Origin of the sequence: Bacillus sp. JJ783, assembly GCF_036963225.1 — a bacterium.
Lineage (GTDB): Bacteria > Bacillota > Bacilli > Bacillales > Bacillaceae_G > Bacillus_A > Bacillus_A cereus_U.
In genome coordinates this window covers 1-23,666 of sequence record NZ_JBALMG010000040.1, presented here as the reverse complement: position 1 = coordinate 23,666, position 23,666 = coordinate 1, and the positions used below count along the sequence as shown (strand labels likewise).

Sequence of the window (23,666 nt, the reverse complement as noted above, 5' to 3'; positions counted from 1 at the left end):
CGTAAGGGGGGGGTGGGTAGATGGCTGTTAGTATTGTAAGGTTAAAGGAACAGCTTATGAATAGTATTGATACGACAGATTTAGTTGAAGTTGAAAAGGTAGAACGCTATATTGATCTAGTTAAAGCATTTCGAAAAATTAATAAAACGATAACTAAAGAAGGGGAATCCGTAACAATTAAAAATGGGACTCAAGTTTTCGTTAAGGCCCACCCTCTTATAAGTGAGAGGAATAAAATTAACAGTTCTTTAATTGCATTAGGGAGAGATATAAAGTTTGTTGTTAAGAATACTATCCCTAATACAGGTTATAGCAAAAGTGATCTTACATGATTAAGCAAAAGTATGTGGAAGAATATATTGAACTTTATCGAAGTGGGAAAGTAAAGTTCAATAAAGAAAGAGAACTGTTAATTGAATATCTAGAAAAACATGTTTTAAACAGAGACGATTTGTATTTTGATGATGAAATGATTGAGGATTGTATAAACTTCGGTGAGAAGTGGTATTTTCCATTGCAGTCATTTCAAAAATTCTTAATAGCATTTGTCTTTTTATTTTATAAGAAAAATGGACGTGTATTTTATCGTAAATTCCTGTGGATGTTAGGACGTGGCGGCGGTAAAAACGGTCTGATTTCTGTTATTATTCACTTTTTAATTAGTGAATTGCATGGCATTCCAGAGTATAACATTTCAGTTGTAGCGAATAGTGAAGAACAAGCAAAAACAAGCCCTGACGAAGTTCATAAATGTGTGAAGAAGAATGAGGTCTTGAAAAGAGCCTTTAAAACGACGTTAACTCAAACAGTTTCAAAGGCTACTGAAAGTGTACTGAAGTTTAGGACTTCAAATGGAGATACAAAAGATGGTTTGCGTGATGGTGCGGTTGTATTTGATGAAATACATCAATACGAAAGCAATAAAGATGTCCGTGTTCATATCAGTGGTTTAGGGAAAAAGAAAAACCCACGTGAATTTTACATTGGTACAGATGGATATGTTCGTGACGGTTTCTTAGATAAGCAAAAAGAAAAGGCAATGAAGGTACTAAACGGCGAAGCACGTCCGAATGCTGTCTTTCCTTTTATTTGTAAATTAAATGACGAAACTGAAGTAGATGATCTTGATAATTGGGAGCTTGCGAATCCCATGTTATCTAAGCCTTTAAGTGAGTATGCTGAGGGATTACTTGAAACGATAAAGGAAGAATATGAAGATTTAGAGGATGATCCAAGCAACCGAGAAGAGTTCATGACAAAGCGTATGAACTTACCTGTTACAAACTTAGAACGTTCCGTTGCAAAATGGTCAGAAATTCTTGCTACAAATCGACCGTTTCCAGATTTACATGGTCAAGAATGTATTGGGTCGTTAGACTTTGCAAGTATTCGAGATTTCGCGGCGTGTGGTCTTTTATTTAGACAAACTGGTGAGTATATCTTTAAAACTCATTCCTTTGTCCGAAAAGAATTTGTTGATATCTACTATGGATATTCTAAAAAAGCAGGTGAGTTCAAAAAACAGAAGTTTGCGCCAATAAAAGAATGGGAAGAACAAGGCTTACTAACTGTTGTGGACGAGCCTACTATCAATCCTCAACACATTGTTGATTGGTTTGTAAAAATGCGTGAACAATATGGTATTAAGAAAATTATAGCTGATAACTTCCGAATGGAAGCGATAAGACCTTTATTAGTAGCTGAAGGATTTGAAATAGAAGTTATAAGAAACCCTAAGGCAATTCATAGTTTATTAGCGCCACGGATTGAAATGGCATTTGCAAATGAGCAGATTGTTTTCGGTGACAGCCCTCTTATGCGTTGGTATACACAGAATGTATTGGTTGTGATTAAGGGTGACGGGAACAAAATATATGAAAAGAAAGAGCCGGTGCGAAGAAAAACTGACGGATTCCAAAGTTTTGTTCACGCTCTCTATAGAGCTGATGAAATACAAGAAGTAACTGACTTCATTATAGGTGATATTAAATTCTAATAAAGAGGGTGATAGCCATTGGGTGGTTAGGTTCAGTATTTAAAAGAAATAAAGAATTAGAATTTATGGTGGATCTGGGCATAGTTGCTGATACAGCAAACAGGGTTCATATGAAACGATTAGCAATTGATACATGCGTGTCATTTTTAGGAAGGACGATTAGTCAATCTGAATTCAGAGTAAGACAGGGTAAAGAATTTGAGAAGAATGAACTTTATTATCGATTAAACGTTAGACCGAACAAAAATATGACCGCAAGTACCTTTTGGGAAAGGTTTATTCGCAAACTTATTTATGATAATGAGTGTTTAGTTATACAAGTAGATGATGGTGATTTACTAATTGCAGATGGATTTCAGCACAATGAATACGCTGTGTTTGAGGATACTTTTACCGATGTAATAGTAAAAGATTATACGTTTAAGAGAAGTTTTAGGCAAAGTGAAGTAATTCACTTAAAGTATCGAAATGATAAATTATCTCCACTTATTGATGGTTTATTTGCAGATTACGGGGACTTATTTGGTAGAATACTAAGCTCTCAAAAACGTAAAAATCAAGTTCGTGGAACAGTTGATATGGATATGACAGGTGCCAAGACGGAAGAGAACATAGCGAAATTACAAAAGTTTATTGATGATATGTATCAAGCGTTTGGTAATAAGGATATTGCTATTGTTCCACAACAAAAGGGCTTTAATTATAACGAAATATACAATGGTGTTGCGAATGGCCCAAGTGTGGAAGAAATCAATAAAGTAACAAATGGTTTCTTAAATCAAGTAGCTATGGCAATTGGTATTCCAACAGCTTTGATATATGGCGAGATGGCTGATGTAGAGAAGCAAACGAAAAACTATATGCTTTTCACAGTACGGCCATTATTAAAAAAATTATCTGATGAAGCGAATGTTAAATTCTTTGAAATGAATGAGTATCTTTTAGGGAAAAAGATTGAGGTTAAAGCAGTTTCTTATCAAAGTATATTTGATCTTGCAACAAGTATTGATAAGCTCATTTCTTCAAGTGCATTTACAGGAAATGAGATTAGATCAGAAGTAGATTATGAAAATTCGGATGATCCGAACTTAAATATTCATCATATTACGAAGAACTATACGAAACTAAATGAATCTGAAGGAGGTGAGAAATGATGGAACATGTGAATATGAATAAGCTTTTAAATTTAAAACGAGATATTCGTTTTGAAGCTAAAGGAGAAAATGAGTATAAATTAACTGTTTATGGGTCAATTGGTGGATGGTTTAGCGAAAATAATGCTGAAGCAGTAAGAAGAAAAATTCAAGATGTTAAAGCAGAAAAAATTCACGTTCATATTAATTCGGGTGGAGGTTCCGCATTTGATGGTGTAGCAATTTGTAATCAGTTAAAGCAGCATAATGCTGAAATTATTGTTCATATTGATGGTTGGGCAGCTAGTGCCGCATCTGTAATTGCAATGGCAGGTGATAAAATCATTATGCCTAGTAATACTATGATGATGATTCATCAAGCGAGTACCTTTGAATATGGAAATGCAGACCTATTTGAAAAAACAGCACGAGATTTACGAAAGATTGATTCAGCTTTAGCGGCATCTTATAAGAAACGTTTTGTTGGAACAGATGAAGAATTAAAGCAACTATTAAAAGATGAAACTTGGCTAACAGCAGAGGAAGCAGTTACTCTTGGTTTAGCTGATGAAATTGCTGATGAAATCGAAATAGATGATACGCAAGAAGAGGAAGAAGAGGAAGTTGTAGAAAATTTTAAAGAAGATTTAGTAGCTAAGTATACGAAACAGCCAAATAATCAAAAACCAAAAGAGCCTATTCAAGAGCCTGTTAATACGAAACAGAATCTGGGTACGCTCTTTTTAAATTTAGGAGGAAAATAAATTATGGTAATTAAATTTAATAACTTTGAGGAAAAGAAACTAGCATTTGCGAAAGCGACACAGGAAGGAACACCAGAGGAACAGTCAGTAGCATTAAATTCTATGATTGAAGCACTTGCTACAGATGTTCGCTCAGATATCTTGAATCAAGTCAATGAATCTATTGTAGATCGTTCTATTATGCAGTCTCGTGGTTCTAATGTATTAACCAGTGAGGAAATGAAATTCTTCAATGCAGTCGTTCAAGATGGTGGCTTTAAAGATACTGAAACATTACCTAAGACAACACAAGAACGAATTTTTGATGATTTAGTTCAAGGTCATCCGTTGTTAGAACATATAGGATTAGAAAACTTAGGTGCTGTGACAGAATTTATCTATGGAGATCCAGAAGGTGCAGCTGTATGGGGACCATTATTCGGCGATATTAAAGGACAACTAAATGCTACATTCCGAAAAGAGTCTATCTCTCAACTTAAATTAACGGCATTCATCCCATTGGCAAATGACATGCTTAAACTTGGTCCAGTATGGGTGGAACGATATGTTCGTACAATGATTTCAGAAGCTATGTCTGTAGGTTTAGAACGTGGATTTGTAATTGGTACAGGTAAAGATGAGCCTATTGGATTGTTAAAAGATCCAAGTGGAAGTGTTGTTGGAGGAGTATATCCAGATAAAAAAACAGCAGGGACTTTAACGTTTGAACCAGGTCGCAAAACAATCAACGAATTAAAAGGCGTTGTTAAATTACTGGCTAAAAAGCTAAATCCTGATGGTAAAACTGATGCAGACAGACCAAAAAATATTGCTGGGAAAGTAGTTATGGTAACAAATCCGTTTGATACTTTTGATATCCAAGCAAATGCAACAATTCAAAATGCGGCTGGAGCGTATGTGACAAGCTTACCTTTCAATCCAACTCCTACAGAATCTGTGTTTGTACCTCAAGGTAAGGTCCTGTTTTTTGTTAAAGGAGAGTATATTGCAGCGATGGGTGGAACGGAACCAATTAAAAAATATGAAGAAACATTAGCTTTAGAGGATGCAACGCTTTATATCGCTAAGCAATTCGCTACAGGTAAGCCAAAGGATAAATATACATCACAAGTTTACACGTTAAAACTTGAAGAAGCACCAACTCCACCAGCTCAAGGGTGATGTGAATGGAAACAGTAATTTCTAATGAAATATTGCAGGAATTCAAAGATAGGATGCACTTAGGTGATGATGAAGATGATAACCTAAAGCGCATCCTATCTACGTCTAATAAAGCTTTATTAAGAATTTGTGGGGATTATGATATTAACAATGACGAGGATGAAGAGTTCAAGGAATTAGTCTTTGAACGTTCTCGTTATGTTTATAATGATGCTCTTGAGTATTTTGACCAGAATTTTTTAAGTCAGATTAATAGTTTGGGCATTGATAAAGCATTAGAAGAAATTAAACTGGACGGTGATTAAGATGCGTCCTTTTCAGTACAAAAAACCTTTAAATACAGGTGATTTTAGAAATCGAATTAGCATTGAACAACCTGTAGTAATAAAAGATGAATTGAACCAAGTAATCGAAATATCTTGGCAGGAATTAAAAAAAGCCTGGGCAATGATAAAAACGGTGAAAGGGTCTGAGTATATCGAAGCTTCAGCTTCACAAGCTACTCGAATTTATCGATTTGTAATCCCTTATACATCGGGTGTTACAGAAGAAATGCGGATTAAAATGAATGATCGTATCTTTGACATTATCGAACCGCCAATGAATGATGATGAAATGTATCAAACTTTGACTATAATCGCAAAGGAGCATACTTAATATGAATGATTTTGCGAGTGATCTTGCTAGAGAATTACAAAGATATGCAAATGTTGTGGAAGAAGAATTACTGACAGCACAAGAAGAAGTAGCTGATGTTGCTGTCAGTAAATTAAAGCAAAATAGTCCTAAAAAAACAGGTGCTTATCGTAAAGGATGGCGTAAGAAAAAAGAAGGTAATGGTGTTGTCCTTCATAATACGCAAGGACAATTAACGCATCTTTTAGAAAAGGGACATGCGAAAGTCGGTGGTGGTCGAGTTCCAGCACAAGTTCATATTCGTCCAGTTGAAGAGTATGTAATTGATGAATTGCCAAAACGTATCGAAAGGGCGGTTCAACAATGACATTAGGAGAACTAACAAAAATTCTTGAAGCTACAGGTTATCCTGTGGCTTATTCGCATTTCACAGCTACACCAGGTAATCCAGTTCCAGCACCACCTTATATTTGTTTTCTTGTGGACGGATCAGCAAATTTAATGGCTGATAACAAGGTCTATCACAAGATAAACGATTTAAATATTGAGCTTTATACAACTAGGAAAGATTTAGTTGCAGAAGCCAAACTTGAAAAAGTCCTAGACGATCATGAGATTCCTTATGAATCGTATGGGACTTTTATTGAATCTGAAAAAATGCATCAAAAAAATTATGAAACGAGGTTGATGTAGGTGAATAAAGAAAATAAAGTTACGTTTGGTCTGAAGAATGTACATTATGTTCCATTCGATACTCAAGATTTTTTAGTGAAATTTGGCACACCGATTCCATTACCAGGTGGGGTTGAACTAACTTTTGAGCCACGCGGTGATTTAATTGAATTTTATGCTGATGACATGCTTTATTATGCGGCAAGTAATAACCAAGGTTACGATGGAACGTTATCTATCGCGACTATTCCGGAGCAATTTGCTATCGATGCATTAGGAGAACAATTAGATGAAACAGACGGTGTGTTAAATGAATTGGCTGATGCTAAAGGGAAATCATTTGCGTTACTATTTGAATTCGATGGTGATGTGAACGCGACTCGACATGTTATGTATAACTGTGCAGCAAGTCGTCCGACAATCGCATCTAAAACAAAAACAAATTCAGCTGAACCAAATACAAACGAATTGAAGTTTGTATCTAGTCCAATTGTTTTAGTACCTGGTGGAAGACCAATGGTTAAAACAAAAACAACTTCTAAAACAACTCAAACGATTTACGATAACTGGTACAAAGAAGTGTACGTTAAAAAACCAGCAGCACCAAAAGGAGCGTAATAGTAAATGGAAAAGACAATTACAATAGACGGAAAACAAGTCAGATTAAAAAGTACAGCAGCCACAGTTAAACGATATAAAGCACAATTTAGACGTAATTTATTTGCAGATATGATGGGGTTAGGAGCAATTAACGCTTTAACTTCACCAAATGGATCAGAACAACCTATTAATATGTCTAATGTTGATATAAGTAAAGTGGACTTTGAACTTATTTATGACTTGACTTGGTTATTCGCTAAAACGGCTGATTCAAGTATTCCTGATCCTATGACGTGGCTGGATGAATTTGAAGAATTCCCAATTGAAGAAATCATGCCAGAAATAATGGAACTAGTTCAAGTCACTATGGGAGCAAAAAAAAAATAACAGGAAATGATGAAAAGCAAGGGACATTCAGTGATGAAGAATTAACCACTGATTTGTTCCTTGCTCTTTGTTATAAAGCAAAATTAACGCATTGGGATTTAGAAACCATGACAATCGGTGATTGTTTTGATTACATCGCTGAGTTTGCTGAAATGGAGAACCCAGACAAAGAAAAAGTTAGAAAAGCAAATCAAAAAGACTTTGATTCATTCTAAGAAATGAGGTGAGAAAATGGCCGGAAGAATTAAAGGGATTACGATAGAAATCGGCGGGAATACTCAACCGTTACAAAATGCTTTAAAAGATGTAAATAAACAAAGTGACGCTTTGGCTAAAGAATTAAAAGATGTTGAGCGCCTTTTAAAATTTGATCCAGGTAACGTGGAAGCTTTGGCTCAAAAACAAAAGTTACTTACACAACAAATTGAAAATACAACACAAAAGCTAGATAAATTGAAGGCAGCGGAACAACAAGTACAAGCTCAATTTCAAAACGGTAAAATTTCTGAAGAACAATATCGTGCATTCAGACGTGAAATTGAATTTACAGAAGGGTCACTTAATGGTCTTAAAAATAAACTAGGAAACATGAAAGCTGAGCAAGAGAATGTAGCGAGTTCCACAAGGCAATTAGAAACATTGTTTAGAGCTACGGGAAAAAGCGTTGATGATTTTGCAGGAGCATTAGGAAATCGTCTTGTGAATGCAATTAAAAGCGGAACAGCTACAAGTCGCCAATTAGAACAAGCGATTGGGATTATTGGTCGTGAAGCATTAGGAACTGAAGCGGATATTGAAAAATTACAACGTGCCATTCGATCTGTGGATGCTGGGAATTCAATTCAACAAGTACGAAATGAATTACGAGATTTACAACAAGAAGCCCAAAGGACGCAAAGAGAATTTAAAGAGTTAGATATTGGTTTAGAAAACGTTCTTGGAGCAATGGTAGCTGGTGGTGGAATTGCCGGGACAATCGAAAAAGCACTTGATATGTCTAAGTTAAAAACAAAGATTGATATTACTTTTGATGTACCTGAGTCCTCCAAAAAGTCAGTAGAAGAAGCTATTAGAGGTGTTACTACTTATGGAGTTGATGCTGAAGCATCTTTAGAGGGCGTGCGCAGGCAATGGGCTTTAAATAAAAATATTAGCGATGAAGCTAACGCATCTATAGTAAAAGGGGCAGCGGTAATTGCAACATCTTATGAAGGTATAGATTTTACAGAGTTAATACAAGAAACATATGAAATAGGAAATGAATTAGGGATAACTCAAGATAGTGCCCTTGGTATGGTTGATGCGTTGTTAAAAATGGGATTTCCGCCAGAGCAACTAGATATTATTGCCGAATACGGAAGTCAGCTGACTCGTGCAGGTTTTAAAGCTGAAGAAGTCCAAGCAATTATGGAAGCAGGCGTTGAAACAGGTACTTGGAATATTGACAACCTATTGGATAAACAATTGTCCCTATGAGTGGTGACATTCATAGCAAACTCCTCTAATTCGGTGAAACTCTCACATAAGAGACAATATCGAGCCAATCCTATAAATAGGAAGTGTGTAACGACTAGTCGAAAGACGTAGGGTGTAAGCAAATGACATCCGAAACGGGGAGCATCTTATATAAGATGATGATATAGTCTGGTCTTACTGGTGACAGTAAGCAGTCCTTAGAGGACGGGTGAAGTGTTGCGAACTTCACTGAACATTACGGGTCTAAAAGAAGGACGGGTTCAATTAACTGAATTTGCACAAGGGGCGGATAAGGCATTAAAAGAAGCGCTTAGTGGTTCTGGGATTGCCGCAGAGCAAATAGAAAAGTGGGGAGCATCTGTCGCTAAAGGCGGAAGTGAAGGCTCAAAAGCTATGGTAGAAGTAGCTAAAGCGATTGAAGGGATAGAAGACCCGATAAAAAGAAATCAAGTAGGGGTTAAAGTTCTAGCAACGATGTTTGAAGACCAAGGACAAAATATTACCAATACTTTGATAAGTGCTTCAGAAAAAACCGTAGACTTTCAGAAGAATCAGGATAAATTAAATGAATCTATTAAAAAAATGGATGCAAGTCCAGCTGTAAAATTCCAAAAAGCTATGCAAGATTTACAAGTTGCTCTTCAGCCGGTACTTGGAGTTGTAGCCGATCTTATTTCTAAATTTGCTGAATGGATTTCTAATAATCCAGAATTGGCAGCGACATTAGCAGCCGTAGCAACAGCCATTGGTATAATATCGGGGGCGATTATGGCACTTGCGCCAATAGTTGTAACGGTAATGAGTATATTTGGAATTGGTGCGGCTGCTGCAGCCGGGATAGTTGCCATTGTGCCGATTATCGTAGCAGCTATAGTCGCTCTAGGTTTTGCTATTTATAAAAACTGGGAAGATATCAAAAACTGGACAATAGAAACCTGGAATTCTATTAAGGAATATTTAGTAGGACTGTGGGATAGTATCGTTCAATCATCCAGTGAAGCGTGGAGTTCATTTTTAGAAACAATGCATGCATTTTTTGATCCTATTGGTCAATTTTTTAATGATTTATGGACAGGTATAGGTCAGGTATGTAGCGATGCATGGAATTCTATTGTTGAATTCTTTTCTGGGGCCTGGGCTTCATTCACTGAAATGATGCATAGTTTCTTCGATCCAATAGGCGAATTCTTTAGTAACTTATGGTCCGGAGTTGTTGAAACGGCTTCTTCTTGGTGGACATCTTTAGTTACAATGGCTTCCGAATTGTGGGGCATGTTAACGCAAGCATGGCAAGACACTTGGAATACAATTGTTACTTTTTTAGACCCTATCATTTCATTGATTTCAACAGTTTTAGAAGCAGGTTGGTTACTAATTCAAGCCGGGGTGCAAATTGCTTGGGCGGCAATCAGTCAATATATTATTCAACCAATCCAAGAAGCTTACAATTGGGTAAGCGGACAAATTGGCGAGTTAGTTAACTGGCTTAGTAAGCAATGGGAAATAGCAAAGGCAGCAGCGCAAATCGGATGGGGTTTATTCAAACAATATATCATTCAACCAGTACAGGAAGTATGGAACTTGGTGAAAGAAAAATTTTCTGATTTGGTTTCTTGGCTTGGTTCACAGTGGGAAACAGCGAAATCTTATACACTAGCAGGCTGGAATTTAATAAAACAGTATGTTATTCAACCAGTTCAAGAATTGTGGAATACAACAAAACAAAAGCTCGGAGATTTAGCAAATTGGATATTAAGTAATTGGGAAACAATAAAATCTTATACACTTTCAGCCTGGAATTTGGTGAAACAATACGTAATTAATCCGGTCACTGAAACGTATAATCAAGCTAAACAAAAATTTACTGATTTATATAATTCAGCGAGAGAAAAATTTGATTCCGTGAAGAATGCTGCACAAGAAAAATTTGAAGCAGCGAAAAGATTTATTATGGATCCAATAAGGGATGCGGTTGATGGAGTTAAGGGATTCATTGATAAAATCAAAGGATTCTTTGAAAATTTGAAGTTGAAAATTCCTAAACCTGAAATGCCACCTCTTCCACATTTCAGCTTACAAACTAGTACGAAAAACGTTTTAGGAAAAGATATTACGTTTCCATCTGGACTCAATATAGATTGGCGTGCAAAAGGTGGTATCTTCACTAAACCTACTATCTTTGGAATGAATGGTGGAAACTTGCAAGGAGCAGGAGAAGCTGGAAAAGAAGCGGTTTTACCTTTGAATAAAAAGACACTTGGATCTATTGGTGAAGGTATTGCAAAAACTATGATCGGCACTACCGGTTCTATGGGTCAATTAATGGGTGATATGAGTCGCATGATGGATAGTTCTATGAGCCAATTATCGGGATTGAAAACTGTTATGAGCGGTGTGTATGGCAGTATGGCAAATAGTAGACAAGCGATGACAAGCGGTGTATCCAATCAAGTATTCAATTACTCATCTGGATCACCTGGCGGTGGAGCAATTCCACTGCTTGGTGGTGACTTGGTAGTTGAGGTTCCTGTTGTTATAGAGGGGCGAGATGTGGCACGTGGTACTTATCGATATACAACCGAGTATCAAGATAGAGAAACAAAGAGAAACTCAGCCTTTTAGGTTAGGGTTTCTTTTATTTTATAAAGAAACGAGGTGTTAACATGAGTTCTTTTACATTTAACAACCAACGAAAAAACTTTGTTCAAATAGAAAAAGGATGGAAAAGACCTACATGGGCACCATTAAAAAGGAATTTTCTAAGTGTTCCGGGTTACCCCGGAGCAAGGCTATTAAATACACAAACTGACATACGTGTTCTTTCTATTCCTGTTGGAATTATCGTCCCCGATGGATCGGATTTAGAAACATTGAAAGAAGAAATTGCAGATTGGTTAATTACAGATCAACCAGCAGAGCTTATTTTCGATGTAGAGCCAAACAGAACATATCTAGCTGTTGTGGACGAGGGGTTTGATCCAGATGAATTCGTCACTCTTGGTAAAGGAATTCTTAAATTTATTTGTCCAATGCCTTATAAATTAGGACCTACTCGAACGGTAGAATTTCAAACAGATGGACTTGGTTTAATTGCTAACGTTCAAAATAAAGGCACTGTGGAGTCAGAGCCTATTATCGAAATTGAAGTTGAAAATCCTTCTACATTTTTAGATGTTTGGAAGAGGAATGAATACTTTAGGATTGGATATCCACTTGCAGCTTCTCAACTTCCAGTAGAGAGAAAACAACGTGTAATGTGGGATGAAATGTCTACTATAATAGGCTGGACGAATGTATCGGAATTTGAAGATGCTAAGGGTGGCGGTGTACTTAAAACAAATGGACATCAAGTTTATGTAACTGATTATGGTGACAATAGTTACAAAGGTCATCATGGGGCGATTATGAAGAAAAGCATTCCAGGTGGACCTATACAAGATTTCATTATGTCCGCATACGTGAGATTCATTAGTTCCAGTTACGTTCAAATGGGACGAGTTGAAATAGCTTTACTGGATGAAAGTAGTAAACCTGTCGCTCGTTTATCAATGAACGATGTATTTTGGGAAGCAGAAGAAACACATGGATTCGCTAAACTTGCTTATCCTGGTCATCAAGCGGAACAAACTATGATCAATACGCGCGGTAAATATTCAAACACTTGGAATAACTTCTACGGTAGATTACAAGTATACCGAATCGGAAATGAGTGGGAATTTTTCATTACAAAATTTGCTGAAGGTACTGAAATTGATGATGCTGGAGCAAAAGCACGTTGGATAGATACAGACGGGATCTTAATGAATAAAGTCGCACAAATACAAATTTCTATCACACAATGGTGGAATAACGATCCAACTACAACTATGACAGTTGATGATATAAAGGTTTGGAAAGTAAATCAAAATACAAGTGATAATCCTCCTTACATTATGGAAAAAGGGGATAAAGTACAAATTGATACGGCTAAAAGTCTTGTGAGTATTAATAGTGCAAATGCAATTAATCTGAAAGACTTGTTTAGTGATTACCCTAAAATCAATAAGGGCCAGAACAAACTAGAAATTATGCCAGCAAATATCGGAACAGCAAAGGTGATATATAGGGAGAGATATAGATGAGAACACCTAGCGGTATACTTCATGTTGTGGATTTTAAAACAGAACAAATTGTTGCAAACATCCAAACAAAAGATTATTGGGATGATAAAAGGCATTGGGAAATCAAAAATAATATCGATACTTTAGAATTTAGAGTGTTTGATAATACGGACCATGCAGCAACTCTTATGCAGCAAAATTTAGTGTTAAAAGAAGTGCGTGATGGTCGAATTGTTCCATATGTAATTACTGAAGCGGAAAAAGACTCTAATGACAGATCAGTAATCGCATATGCATCTGGTGAATGGATTCAACTTGCTAAAGCTGGAATTATTCCTCCACAAAAAATAGAAGGCAAGACAGTAATGGAAATGGTGGATATAGCTCTTTCAGGTACAAAGTGGAAGAAAGGAAATATAGAGTATGCTAGTTTCCGTTCTATGACTATTGATGAATTCATCGATCCATTATCTTTCCTTAAAAAGATAGCATCATTATTTGAATTAGAAATACAATACCGTGCTGAAGTGGTCGGCTTTCAAATCGTTGGCCGTTATGTAGATATGGTAAAGAAGCGTGGTCAAGAAACAGGGAAAGAAGTAACTCTTGGTAAAGATTTAGTGGGTATTAAGCGTGTTGAGAACTCGCAAAACATTTGTACATCCTTAGTTGGTTTCGTGAAAAAAGAAGGCGACACTATTATCACAGTTGAGAGCATTAATAATGGTCTCCCTTATATTGTGGACAGTGATGCATTTCAAAGATGGAATGAGCGCGGTCATCATAAGTTCGGCTTCTACACGCCAGAAACAGAAGAAGATATAACACCGCAACGTTTAATGACACTTATGAAAACAGAGTTAGCAAAACGTGTAAACACTTCAGTTTCGTATGAGGTTCAAGCACAAAGTATCGGGCGTATATTCGGGCTGGCTCATGAGCTAATTAATGAAGGAGATACAATCCGAATTAAGGATACTGGATTTACACCTAAATTGTATCTTGAAGCGCGCGCAATTGCTGGGGATGAATCATTTACTGATCCTTCACAAGATAAATATGTGTTTGGTGATTATCGTGAGATTACTGATCCGAACGAAGAATTAAGAAAGATTTACAATCGAATTCTTAGTTCTTTAGGAAATAAACAAGAAATGCTAGATCAGTTAGACAAATTAGTGAAAGAAGCTAATGAAACAGCTAGTAATGCTAAGAAAGAATCAGAAGTAGCGAAAACACTTGCCGAAAAAGTTCAAAAAAATATCGAAGATAATACCGTTGAAATCATTGAATCAAATTATCCACCGACAACAGGGATTAAAGATAGAAAAACATTATGGTTAGATATTTCTAACGGTAAGCCTGGTATTTTGAAACTTTGGAAAGATGGTATATGGGACCCTGTTGTCCCTGATGTGGAATCAGTTAAGAAAGAAACATTGGAACAAGTGAGCAAAGATATTGAGACCACAAAAAACGAATTAAATGAAAAGGTTCAAAGTGTGGAAGGTAAAGCGCAAGAAATAGCTGGGCAAATAGTTGATGTTCAAAAGCAAATTAATAACAAAGTAGATCAAACATGGATTAATACACAATTAAAAGATAAAGCAGATAAATCTGGTGTCTTTACAAAAGATGAAATTAATAATGGATTTATTGGTAAACAAATATATGAAACTGATAAGCAAGGAAATGTTAAGAAGTTCCAAGAAATCAGTACATCCTTTGAACAAACAAATGAAGCTATCAAATCAAAGGCAGAAAAACAAAGTGTTACGGATTTAGGGAATAACTTGTCACAAGTTTCTAAGGTTGCTAATGAAGCGAAGCAAACTGCTGATGGTAATACACGTACCATTTCGCAAGTGGATTCTAAAGTAAACCAAACAGCTACAGACTTTACCAAAAAGACAACAGCAATAGAAGAAACTGTTACTGGGGTTTCAACAAAAGTTACCAATATACAAACTGAACAAGGCAAAATCAGTGAGCGTGTTACTAAATCGGAGCAAACAGCAGATGGTTTTAAAACTTCCATTGAATCATTAACAAAGAAAGATAATGAAATTGGCAATAAATTAAATTCGATTGAACAAGATGCAAACGGAACAAGGCAAAAAATTGAGCGTGTCGAGAGTAATATGAACAATTTAGAAGTTGGTATGAACAACTTGTTTATTGATACTGAATTCATTGATCCAAGGGCAACTTGGTGGGCGCATATTTCTAATATCGAGGGTACTGAAGAGCACGGTGATCGTGTTTTAAAAGTAACGCCTGTAACTAATAATCAAGGCGGTGTTTACCAACCGATAGGTGCTAAACGTGAAGGTACAAGAAAGCCACTTCCTTTGGGATGGTATACGGTTAGTGTTTGGGTTCAAGGCGTTCCTGGAATGGGTATCGGGATTATTGCTGAAGCTGCTGAAGGTCATCCCCACACTAGTATTGTTTTGACGAGAGAGTGGAAAAGATACAGTTTAAAATTCGAGGTAACCAACCCTAATAACAACGCTACTATTTGTTTTTATGCTGATAATGGAAATGAATTAAATACATTTTTTATCAAGAAACCACAAATTCAAGTTGGTAAAGTTCTGGGTGATTACAATAAATCAGTAGATAACTACACGGATTCAGCTACGTTCAAAAAGGTCACAACTGAAATCACGCAAGAAGCTGGACGGACTAAAGAAACCATGACTCAAGTGAAAAGTCGCATGGATAATCTTGATATTGGAGCTAATAATTTAGTTATTCATTCTAGTTGTAATAATGAATGGCCTTTATTCTTGCCACAAGAGCATGGAGGTTATGATGGTGGTGTAGAGAAACAATTTTACAATGAACATATTGCTATGAAGTGTGTACGACATACAGACGCTTTCTACCAGCTAGGGAACTATGAAAAAACACTAAGAAATTTAGAACCTGGAAAGCAAGTCACAATTTCAGTGGATATAAATTGCGAATCTACTGATTATCATTTTGAAATGTTCTACACAACGAATGCAGAGGGCACCAACTGGGATGCTATATATGGTAATCCATACAAAGAATTGAATGTTTGGAAAAGACAACATTATACATTTACAATACCTACAAATGCTACTGCTGTATTTTTCCGTATTTATTTTGGCAGATATGAAAGCTCAACGGGCACATACTTGAACTTCAAAAATGTTCAAATTGAAAAAGGTAATGTTGCGACAGGGTACAAACGAGCTTACCAGGATCAAGTCACTGTCAATGACTTCACCAAGAAAACAACCGAGATTGAAAAAAGTGTGGAAGGTGTTAAAACCACAATAACAAATGTGCAAAACAGCCAAGCTGGATTTGAAAAGCGTATGACTACAGTAGAGCAAACAGCAAGCGGATTATCTTTCACAGTTAGCAATTTAAACAATGTAGTATCAGATCAGGGGAAAAAGATTACTGATGCTAACACAAAGATAGAACAGCAAGCACAAGCGATTAAAGCCAAGGTGGAGATTAAGCAAGTTGAAGATTATGTTGGCGGCTTTCAAATCCCTGAGTTGAAGAATACTGTTACAAAAAACAAACAAGATTTAATTGAAGTGATTTCCAAGAAAGTAGCTACACAAGATTACAATCAAAAAACAACTGAGTTGGAACGTCTTATCTCTGCTAATGCAGCGGGGATTAGTATTGCTGCAATAAAAACTGAAGTATATACCAAAGTACAGGCTGACGGAAAATATGCAGATAAAGCTTATGTAGAAAAACAAGCAGCTCGTATTGATCTGACTGAAAAGAATATTCTTAGTACCGTTCAAAAAGGTGACATCATTTCTGCTATAAACCAGACAGCTGAAAAGATAACCATCGATGTAGCTAAATTAAATATCAACGCGGATACCGTTGTGAAATGGCTTACTGCAAAAGGTATAGATGCAGACGTTATCAAGATTTCAGGGGATAAGGTTATGATTGATAAAAATGGAGTCACTGTTAAAATGGCTAATTTCTTGTATGAGGATGAGTTTGGGAAGAAATATTCTGTTATACCTAAGAAAAACCTTATTGCAGATCATATGTTTTCTAGTATTTCTTGTTATCTTCCACAAAACAACATGCGTAAAGTGAAATATAGTCCCGAATGGCGAATCACAGGTGAACCATATATTGAAAACAACTATCATGACTTTGGATATGAACAAATGATTAACGCCATGCGCATTAATATACAGCATTGGATTAGATATCCGTTGTTTAGTGGTGTGAAAAGAGGGAAGAAGTATACGTTATCTGCCCATTTTCGTGCGGCAACTTATAACGGCAATGTTGTATCTGATTATCCGCGTTTACGTGTTATAACAGGACACTATGCACCAGATGGACGGCCGATAGAAGATTTAAGATTCGAAAAAGCATTTGATGCGCCAGGAAGAAACATAGTTCGTTATTCTAACACTTTTACAATTCCTGATAACTTTCCTGATAACGGATTTTGTTATTTTGATATTTATGGAGCTGGGGATTACGGAAGTAATATGGCTGTTTGTGTATCAGGTGTACAACTTGTGGAAGGAGAATTACCATCTGTCTATAGTTGGGAAACTACGATGGATAATTTAGCATCTGGTTATACACCCGTACAGTCACTAGCTATAGGTGACAGTAATACATTTTTAGGTTATGGGGTTAATACTCCTGAGTTTCGAATTAGCACGAATGCAGATGTTCATTTTAACAGAAAAGTATCAACTTACGGAGTGAATGTGGGTGGACAAGCATTCGGTTCTTACGGTTCTATCTTTTATGTGAATGGTGCATCTGGTTGGTCATTCTATACGATGGGCATCGATGGTAACTGGAAAACTTGGAATGGTATATAAAAAAGGAGAGGTATGAATGGAAAATAACAATGTGCAAGGAATGCCTTTACAAACAGGTGAAGGGAGCCCGTTTATGGGTAGATTAGTAGATGCGGAACGTATTGAAAACGGCGTTCGGGTACAAATACCTTTTGACATGTTGGATTATGCCGGCATTCAAGAAAAAGAAAAAGTCGAGGTTTGGGGCATGTCTGACGGTACACTGAGTATTCGTATGGCAACCAAATGCCAAATGTGTAATAGAGGGGCTAGACTTTTCGAATTACAAATTGGAAGTAATGTAAAGAATGTTTGTGTAGAAGATTATTATAAGCTTACAGGTGAACAACCAAAAATAACATTAACTGAAAATAAACCGGAGCAGCCATAAGCTGGTCTTTTTTATTTTGGATTTGAATAAATTCGACTTATAGAGAAAGAGTAAACATATGATGGCGAAGGAGGAATACAAGTGAGGAAAGATGGTCGATGTAATAATTATTCTACACATCTGGCAGATAGTGGGGAAATTACTAGTAAAATAAAAGAAGAACAAGCTACTGGTGATAATTCTAGTGAAATGGATAATGTTTATACAAGAAAGATATTTAATTGTCCTACATGTAAGAGGACAATTTATATGGAATATAGACATGGTTATGTGAATTCTTGTTGTGGAGTAAAGTATAAGGGCTGAATGAAAAAATATGGGATAATATGGTATGATGAACTCCTAGAATGATTAGGAGGTAAGATATTCATGTCAATTATTACAACAGTATATGTACCAGATGGTATAGCTATGGCTGCGGATAGTAGATTAACTAGAACAATGAATTTAGCCGATGGAGCAAAAGAATTATTCACTTTAAGTGATAATGCACAAAAAATTGTTCTGTTACGAAAAGCTACTATAGGTGTATCAACTTGTGGGAGTGCAATTATTGAAGGGAGAACAGTTTCTGATTTATTACGTATCTTTGATATTGATAGAGTTTTAGAAACTGATACAGTAGAGGAAGTTGCTGTTAAGCTTAATCAATTTCTGTTAGAAAAATATCCAACATATAATGTTTATTTTCAAGTTGCTGGATTCGAAAATGATGAAGCTTATATGTATTCTGTTTGTAAAGATGAAGTGAAGAGGCAAAATTATTCAGAGACGAATAGCCTTATTTATGGGGCGGCATGGAGAGGTGAGCCTCAGGCTACTAGTAAGCTTTTAAAAGATACGGATATTAATTTTGAGATGATGCCTCTCAAAGATGCGGTTGACTTCGCTGAATTTATTGTAGATCTCACAATAAATTATTGTAGATTTCAGGATGGATTATCAACATGTGGAGGACCTATTGATATTTTAGTAATAACTAAGGATTATACCAAATTTCTTAAACATAAAATTTTATAACCTAAAAAGGATCAGCCATAAGCTGGTCTTTTTTATTTTGGCCAAAATAAAAAAGGAGGTGTGAACTTGGAACGAATACAAGATCTTATCAAGTCATTAGATATATCCGAAGTTATTACTAGTACTCAATTTAAATTAGGTGGCGCTATAGGTGGTGGATTAGGGACAATAATAAGTTTGATATATGGTAAAGCAAATTTAATTTGGATAACGATTTTTGCATGGATTATTATGCTTGATTGGATTACCGGTAGTAAAGCTTCAAAACTAGATGGGACATACTCATCACAATATGGAATTGAGGGCATCACGAGAGCCGTGGTGCTTTTATCATTGCCGGCTCTTGCACATTTGTTTGATATCGCTCTTAAACTGCCTGACTTCTTTTTCTTCATGGTAGTCGGTGGATTGAGTTACCACATTTTTAATAGTTTCGCAGCGAACTGTGCAAGGATCGGCTGGGAGAAATGGATTCCAGCATGGTTATTAGAAAGTGTAGCTTCTGAAATTCAGGCAAAAATCCAAAGATCTGATGCAAGAAAAGAAAAACATAACAGCAAATAAAAATATACGCCTTACATAAGGAGAGCATTGTCAAAAGACGGTGCTCTTTTTGTTGGGCCAAAAGGGGAAAATGACACATGAAAAAATCTATTAAATTCTTAGTTTCAATTTCTACGGTTGCCATTATTACATTAACTTCTGCAGCAAGTGCTTTTGCTGATAGAACACTTATCATTCCAGGTTTACCACAAGATCCATACCGCTATGGCGTAGGTGCTTATGAGGGGGTTGTAGCTCATTCTACCGCTACTCCTGAAGCTCCAGCTATTAATATTCAAAAATATGAGTCTCGTACATGGAGAAACGCATTTGTTCACTATGCAACGGATTGGGATGAAAATATTCAAATTGCATCTACAAAATATCGTGCTTGGGGGGCTGGACCATCTGCAAATGCTAGATTCGTTCATGTAGAACTTTGTGAAACAAGTGACCCAGTAAAGTTTAAGCGTTCATATGAGCGTTATGTAAATCTATTAGGTGAGATTTTACGTGATAGAAATATTCATCCTTCTAAGGGGCTATGGACACATAAAGATATCACTTACAAATTAGGTGGAACTGACCATGAAGATCCGATTGATTATCTTCGCAGTCATGGTGTATCAGAGTTACAATTCAGAGCGGACGTACAAAAGGCGTATGAAGGTGAAACGGTTACGGTTAAACCAAAATCACAAGAACCTCCTCAAAAAGTTACAGGGGCAACAGGGGTTGCTTATATCGATGGATATAACGTTAACCTTAGAAGTGGCCCTTCAACTAATTCCGGTGTTATTCGTCAATTAGGTAAAGGTGAAGCCTATCAAGTATGGGCGAAAAAAGGGGATTGGTTAAACCTTGGCGGTAATCAATGGATTTACTACAATCCATCTTACATTCGATACGAAGGAGAACAAGTTTCTGCTGCAAGTTCTGAAGTAGGAAAACGCGTTGTTTCTAAAGTGGACAACCTTCGCTTCTATGATTCTGCTTCTTGGTCTGATAAAGATGTAGCTGGAACTGTAGATGAAGGACTTGGATTTACTATTGATGCTAAAGTAACCGTTAATGGTTCAGCTCAATATAAAGTACACAATAGTAAAGGCAAAACATACTATGTAACAGCAAATGAAGCCTATGTGTATGTGAAGTAAAAACAAGGGCCGTCCTTAATTGGGCGGCTTTTTTTATTTGTTGCTTAGCGTGTTTTTTTCAAAATGCTATTGGTTAAAAGGAGACAAAAAAATAAGACCAATCACTATGGTCTTATCATTTTCTATCCGTTATTGTAAAGCTAATGTTGTTTGTTCGGTCTTGCCCTACATATCGTTCATATGAAAAATCATAATCGTTTGGTGACTCGTTTGCTCCTACCCCTTTAGCAATTAGCTTATCTATCTCTTCTATCGATAGTTTTGAGTCTGCGATACGAATCAAACACTCCATTAGCTTATGATACCGTTCATATGCTGTCTTATCTTCAAAAACTCGTTTGTTTGTTGCAACTGAAACGGAGTTTGATACCCAATCACTCTTACCCATCTTTGAATAAATCGTGAATCCATTCCAGTTTGCGGAATAAACCCTGTCGTTTTCCTTTTCACGATACTCTATCTTTGAATCCTCAATCTCAATCATACCGTTTGAGTATTCTTTCAACTTGTTTTCAAAGTCTAATTGATGTGTGAACCCTTCTTCTATAGTAATAGTATCCTTAGCTGATAGACACCATACGAGCATCAGTCCGATTATGCTTGCTAGTAATACTTTAATTTTCATATACGTTATTCCTTACTTTAATTAGTTACTCTCTTATATCCGTCTTCGTCCATAAGAATCAAGGACACTGCTTTATGAGTTGGCTCCTTTTTATTGCTATGATATTTAAAATTTACTTTTAGATAATGCTTTTAATATAGGATTTATAATTCTACCTATTAAACGAAAGCCCCTAAATATGGAGCTAACAACTTTCATAAAGTTAGAACGTTTTTTCATTTTATTTTCATCCTTTAAACGAAATTATAAATCAGATATCTTTCTAACTTCTTTTTCCTTTGCTTTAAAATCCTTTTTATATTGCTTAAAATCCTGTTTAGCAACTCTAAATTTCTCGCCAGTAGCTACATTCTTGACTACGTATGTTTTAACTATGTATGAATAATAGATAATAAATAAAATATAAGATATTACAAGAGTTGGGATAGCCAAGATAATTGCTGTAATAAACAATATAGCATCTAAGGCAGTAGGTATTCGTTGTAAGACTATTCTCTTTCCGGCAGCAGCTTCCGATTGCTGTAATTGTTGCATGCGTTGTAGCGATGCTACAGTATCATAACTCATGAAATAACCTCCTTGTTATATTGTTAGTTTACTTGATCAATATTCTTTGTCCACTTTTCTATATTCTGCCTGTGTAAGACCATATATGTTTAGTGTACAAGCTGATAATAGCATGATAGGTAAATCGAATGTTACAAGTCTCTTTGCTTTCATTTTCTTATTTCCTCTTATCGTGTTGTATGATTGTATGTATAATTAAAAGTTACTTTATTTTTGTTGATGTTCTTTTACTTTCTTATCAAATACCTTAGAGAAGGTATCTTTGTCTTCTTGAGCTAATTGGAAAGTTGCTTCTTTCCACTGTTCTCCATCCATACCTGACATGTGGGGAATACTATGCATAATAGCTAAACTAACTTCGTTTGCATCTTTACCTTTTGCGTCTAGTATAAACTTTGTACCTTTTCTTGCGTCAGTGACACCTTCTAATACAAGTTTGTGGATGTCTTTATATTTATCAGGTACTTTTATGTTTTCCATACGGTCTAAAGCTTCATCCATAGCACTTGCTGTTTTAAAAACTTCCTTATACTTTTCATCACCTTTTTGTGCATAACCTAAACTTATTACTATATCATCCTTATTAAATTGAAACTCTAATAATTGCTCATACATATAACTTGGATATTCTTTTTCTGATATTACCGTTTTCAACATTGCCTTACTCGTTTCTTCAACTTTAGGAGTAGAAACTTTATCTTCTACCCCACAACCGAACAACAACATGACTGGAACTGTTAAAGCTATTAGTTTCTTTGCTTTCATTTTAATTACTCCTTACTGATTAATGTGTTTTATTACGTAATGCTCTTTCGTATACAGTTTGGTCTTCACCTACTAAATCTCTTATCACTGGAGTCCATAAGTTATTACCTGCATGTTTTACTACTTCTGCACCTTCTGATGCCTTTTCCTTACCTTTCATTCTAGCTTCGTTATCTTTACCGTCTGCGAACTGTTTCATACCGTCTCTTATTAGTTCTAATCCTTTTCTTGCTTCGTCTACCCCTTCTTGCATTGATTTCTGTTTGTCTTCATACTTCTTTGGTGCTTCTATGTTTTCTATACTATCTAAAACATCCTCTAATTCGTCTATAGATGCTAAGACATCTTGTAAATCTCCATTACCTTTAACTGCCTGTCTTACTGTGTTTGAATATTCTTCTATCTTGTTTGTGAACTCTATAGTTTGTTCGCAAATGTAAAGCGGATACTCTTTTTCTGACATCTTTTCTTTCTTCTTAGACACCTCTTGCGTCTTAGGAGTAGAATCTTTATCTCCTACCCCACAACCGAACAATAATAGAACTGGAACTGTTAATGCTACGAGTTTCTTTGCTTTCATTATGTATCCACCTTTTAGAAAGTATTGTAATTAATTAACATATTGTACCATAACATAAATTATAAATGTTAGATATATAAATTTCCTATCTTTACCGTGGAATTCATTTATTGTATTAATGAAGAATATGATATACATGCTTGGAAATGAAAATAAATTTACAGTCTGCGAAATGGACATATAATAGAAGAAAAAAGAAATATTTATATTGTTATCACCCTGTTGGTAACAACCTCATGCGCCTAATGGCTA

Annotated in this window: 22 protein-coding genes and 2 pseudogenes; 20 read left to right on the top strand and 4 right to left on the bottom strand. The window is 35.9% G+C overall.

The window, feature by feature from the left end; translation table 11 throughout:
• Window positions 1-20 precede the first annotated feature (20 nt).
• The 20 genes and pseudogenes from V7038_RS09180 to V7038_RS09085 all read left to right on the top strand — a co-directional run bounded on the left by V7038_RS09180 (window position 21) and on the right by V7038_RS09085 (window position 20,877).
• Window positions 21-332 carry a P27 family phage terminase small subunit gene (locus tag V7038_RS09180; RefSeq protein WP_002128755.1) on the top strand — a complete coding sequence of 104 codons (312 nt, stop codon included), beginning with the start codon at window positions 21-23 and terminating at the stop codon, window positions 330-332.
• Window positions 329-1,996, top strand: coding sequence for a terminase TerL endonuclease subunit (locus tag V7038_RS09175; protein WP_335469928.1), 1,668 nt, complete (start codon window positions 329-331; stop codon window positions 1,994-1,996). The genes V7038_RS09180 and V7038_RS09175 overlap by 4 nt, the downstream gene beginning before the upstream one ends.
• A gap of 8 nt (window positions 1,997-2,004) precedes the next feature.
• Window positions 2,005-3,150 carry a phage portal protein gene (locus V7038_RS09170; protein ID WP_256416271.1) on the top strand — a complete coding sequence of 382 codons (1,146 nt, stop codon included), beginning with the start codon at window positions 2,005-2,007 and terminating at the stop codon, window positions 3,148-3,150.
• Window positions 3,150-3,893, top strand: a complete 744-nt coding sequence (locus tag V7038_RS09165) for a head maturation protease, ClpP-related (RefSeq protein WP_256416270.1) — start codon at window positions 3,150-3,152, stop codon at window positions 3,891-3,893. Before V7038_RS09170 ends, V7038_RS09165 begins: the two co-directional genes overlap by 1 nt.
• 3 nt (window positions 3,894-3,896) lie before the next feature.
• A complete protein-coding gene (locus V7038_RS09160) occupies window positions 3,897-5,054 on the top strand; it encodes a phage major capsid protein (RefSeq protein ID WP_016105974.1) in 1,158 nt (385 codons plus the stop codon).
• A 5-nt stretch (window positions 5,055-5,059) separates the two neighbouring features.
• A complete protein-coding gene (locus V7038_RS09155) occupies window positions 5,060-5,359 on the top strand; it encodes a hypothetical protein (RefSeq protein ID WP_137076751.1) in 300 nt (99 codons plus the stop codon).
• Between the two features lies 1 nt (window position 5,360).
• A complete protein-coding gene (locus V7038_RS09150) occupies window positions 5,361-5,711 on the top strand; it encodes a phage head closure protein (protein ID WP_335469925.1) in 351 nt (116 codons plus the stop codon).
• A gap of 1 nt (window position 5,712) precedes the next feature.
• On the top strand, window positions 5,713-6,057 hold the full coding sequence (locus tag V7038_RS09145; protein ID WP_335469923.1) for an HK97 gp10 family phage protein: 345 nt from the start codon (window positions 5,713-5,715) through the stop codon (window positions 6,055-6,057).
• The gene (locus tag V7038_RS09140) at window positions 6,054-6,383 is read left to right on the top strand and encodes a hypothetical protein (protein ID WP_201064647.1); all 330 of its coding nucleotides are present in this window, start codon (window positions 6,054-6,056) and stop codon (window positions 6,381-6,383) included. The genes V7038_RS09145 and V7038_RS09140 overlap by 4 nt, the downstream gene beginning before the upstream one ends.
• Window positions 6,384-6,980: a major tail protein gene (locus tag V7038_RS09135; RefSeq protein WP_335469920.1), complete on the top strand. Its 597-nt coding sequence runs from the start codon at window positions 6,384-6,386 to the stop codon at window positions 6,978-6,980.
• Window positions 6,981-6,986: 6 nt separating this feature from the next.
• On the top strand, window positions 6,987-7,349 hold the full coding sequence (locus tag V7038_RS09130; RefSeq protein WP_201064651.1) for a hypothetical protein: 363 nt from the start codon (window positions 6,987-6,989) through the stop codon (window positions 7,347-7,349).
• Between the two features lie 231 nt (window positions 7,350-7,580).
• A pseudogene (locus V7038_RS09125) lies at window positions 7,581-8,807 on the top strand (DUF2207 domain-containing protein); the annotation flags it as partial.
• A 258-nt stretch (window positions 8,808-9,065) separates the two neighbouring features.
• Window positions 9,066-11,447 (top strand): annotated as a pseudogene (locus V7038_RS09120) (DUF2207 domain-containing protein); the annotation flags it as partial.
• A gap of 41 nt (window positions 11,448-11,488) precedes the next feature.
• Window positions 11,489-12,946 (top strand): distal tail protein Dit, encoded by a 1,458-nt coding sequence (locus V7038_RS09115; RefSeq protein ID WP_335469916.1) that lies wholly within the window; start codon window positions 11,489-11,491, stop codon window positions 12,944-12,946.
• Entirely contained in the window at window positions 12,943-17,787 is a 4,845-nt protein-coding gene (locus V7038_RS09110) for a phage tail spike protein (protein WP_335469914.1), read from the top strand. The genes V7038_RS09115 and V7038_RS09110 overlap by 4 nt, the downstream gene beginning before the upstream one ends.
• A gap of 16 nt (window positions 17,788-17,803) precedes the next feature.
• A complete protein-coding gene (locus tag V7038_RS09105) occupies window positions 17,804-18,157 on the top strand; it encodes a hypothetical protein (RefSeq protein WP_070139867.1) in 354 nt (117 codons plus the stop codon).
• Window positions 18,158-18,238: 81 nt separating this feature from the next.
• Window positions 18,239-18,463, top strand: coding sequence for a hypothetical protein (locus tag V7038_RS09100; protein WP_335469911.1), 225 nt, complete (start codon window positions 18,239-18,241; stop codon window positions 18,461-18,463).
• A 63-nt stretch (window positions 18,464-18,526) separates the two neighbouring features.
• Window positions 18,527-19,177: a hypothetical protein gene (locus V7038_RS09095; RefSeq protein WP_335469907.1), complete on the top strand. Its 651-nt coding sequence runs from the start codon at window positions 18,527-18,529 to the stop codon at window positions 19,175-19,177.
• Window positions 19,178-19,243: 66 nt separating this feature from the next.
• On the top strand, window positions 19,244-19,741 hold the full coding sequence (locus tag V7038_RS09090) for a phage holin family protein (protein ID WP_335469904.1): 498 nt from the start codon (window positions 19,244-19,246) through the stop codon (window positions 19,739-19,741).
• 77 nt (window positions 19,742-19,818) lie between these two features.
• Window positions 19,819-20,877 (top strand): N-acetylmuramoyl-L-alanine amidase, encoded by a 1,059-nt coding sequence (locus tag V7038_RS09085; protein ID WP_335469901.1) that lies wholly within the window; start codon window positions 19,819-19,821, stop codon window positions 20,875-20,877.
• A 115-nt stretch (window positions 20,878-20,992) separates the two neighbouring features.
• On the opposite strand, the gene V7038_RS09080 is transcribed toward V7038_RS09085, so the two are convergent.
• From V7038_RS09080 to V7038_RS09065, 4 genes are all read right to left on the bottom strand, one after another.
• A complete protein-coding gene (locus V7038_RS09080) occupies window positions 20,993-21,502 on the bottom strand; it encodes a hypothetical protein (protein ID WP_335469899.1) in 510 nt (169 codons plus the stop codon).
• Between the two features lie 243 nt (window positions 21,503-21,745).
• Window positions 21,746-22,069, bottom strand: a complete 324-nt coding sequence (locus V7038_RS09075; RefSeq protein ID WP_335469897.1) for a hypothetical protein — start codon at window positions 22,067-22,069, stop codon at window positions 21,746-21,748.
• Window positions 22,070-22,276: 207 nt separating this feature from the next.
• Window positions 22,277-22,834 carry a hypothetical protein gene (locus V7038_RS09070; protein ID WP_335469895.1) on the bottom strand — a complete coding sequence of 186 codons (558 nt, stop codon included), beginning with the start codon at window positions 22,832-22,834 and terminating at the stop codon, window positions 22,277-22,279.
• A gap of 19 nt (window positions 22,835-22,853) precedes the next feature.
• Window positions 22,854-23,414 carry a DUF7018 domain-containing (lipo)protein gene (locus tag V7038_RS09065; protein ID WP_335469893.1) on the bottom strand — a complete coding sequence of 187 codons (561 nt, stop codon included), beginning with the start codon at window positions 23,412-23,414 and terminating at the stop codon, window positions 22,854-22,856.
• Window positions 23,415-23,666 lie beyond the last annotated feature (252 nt).

Coding starts and splice junctions, on each gene's coding strand:
- V7038_RS09180 (WP_002128755.1), top strand. CDS start 21: ATGGCTGTTAGTATTGTAAGGTTAAAGGAACAGCTTATGAATAGTATT.
- V7038_RS09175 (WP_335469928.1), top strand. CDS start 329: ATGATTAAGCAAAAGTATGTGGAAGAATATATTGAACTTTATCGAAGT.
- V7038_RS09165 (WP_256416270.1), top strand. CDS start 3,150: ATGGAACATGTGAATATGAATAAGCTTTTAAATTTAAAACGAGATATT.
- V7038_RS09160 (WP_016105974.1), top strand. CDS start 3,897: ATGGTAATTAAATTTAATAACTTTGAGGAAAAGAAACTAGCATTTGCG.
- V7038_RS09155 (WP_137076751.1), top strand. CDS start 5,060: ATGGAAACAGTAATTTCTAATGAAATATTGCAGGAATTCAAAGATAGG.
- V7038_RS09150 (WP_335469925.1), top strand. CDS start 5,361: ATGCGTCCTTTTCAGTACAAAAAACCTTTAAATACAGGTGATTTTAGA.
- V7038_RS09145 (WP_335469923.1), top strand. CDS start 5,713: ATGAATGATTTTGCGAGTGATCTTGCTAGAGAATTACAAAGATATGCA.
- V7038_RS09140 (WP_201064647.1), top strand. CDS start 6,054: ATGACATTAGGAGAACTAACAAAAATTCTTGAAGCTACAGGTTATCCT.
- V7038_RS09130 (WP_201064651.1), top strand. CDS start 6,987: ATGGAAAAGACAATTACAATAGACGGAAAACAAGTCAGATTAAAAAGT.
- V7038_RS09115 (WP_335469916.1), top strand. CDS start 11,489: ATGAGTTCTTTTACATTTAACAACCAACGAAAAAACTTTGTTCAAATA.
- V7038_RS09110 (WP_335469914.1), top strand. CDS start 12,943: ATGAGAACACCTAGCGGTATACTTCATGTTGTGGATTTTAAAACAGAA.
- V7038_RS09105 (WP_070139867.1), top strand. CDS start 17,804: ATGGAAAATAACAATGTGCAAGGAATGCCTTTACAAACAGGTGAAGGG.
- V7038_RS09095 (WP_335469907.1), top strand. CDS start 18,527: ATGTCAATTATTACAACAGTATATGTACCAGATGGTATAGCTATGGCT.
- V7038_RS09085 (WP_335469901.1), top strand. CDS start 19,819: ATGAAAAAATCTATTAAATTCTTAGTTTCAATTTCTACGGTTGCCATT.
- V7038_RS09080 (WP_335469899.1), bottom strand. CDS start 21,502: ATGAAAATTAAAGTATTACTAGCAAGCATAATCGGACTGATGCTCGTA.
- V7038_RS09075 (WP_335469897.1), bottom strand. CDS start 22,069: ATGAGTTATGATACTGTAGCATCGCTACAACGCATGCAACAATTACAG.
- V7038_RS09070 (WP_335469895.1), bottom strand. CDS start 22,834: ATGAAAGCAAAGAAACTAATAGCTTTAACAGTTCCAGTCATGTTGTTG.
- V7038_RS09065 (WP_335469893.1), bottom strand. CDS start 23,414: ATGAAAGCAAAGAAACTCGTAGCATTAACAGTTCCAGTTCTATTATTG.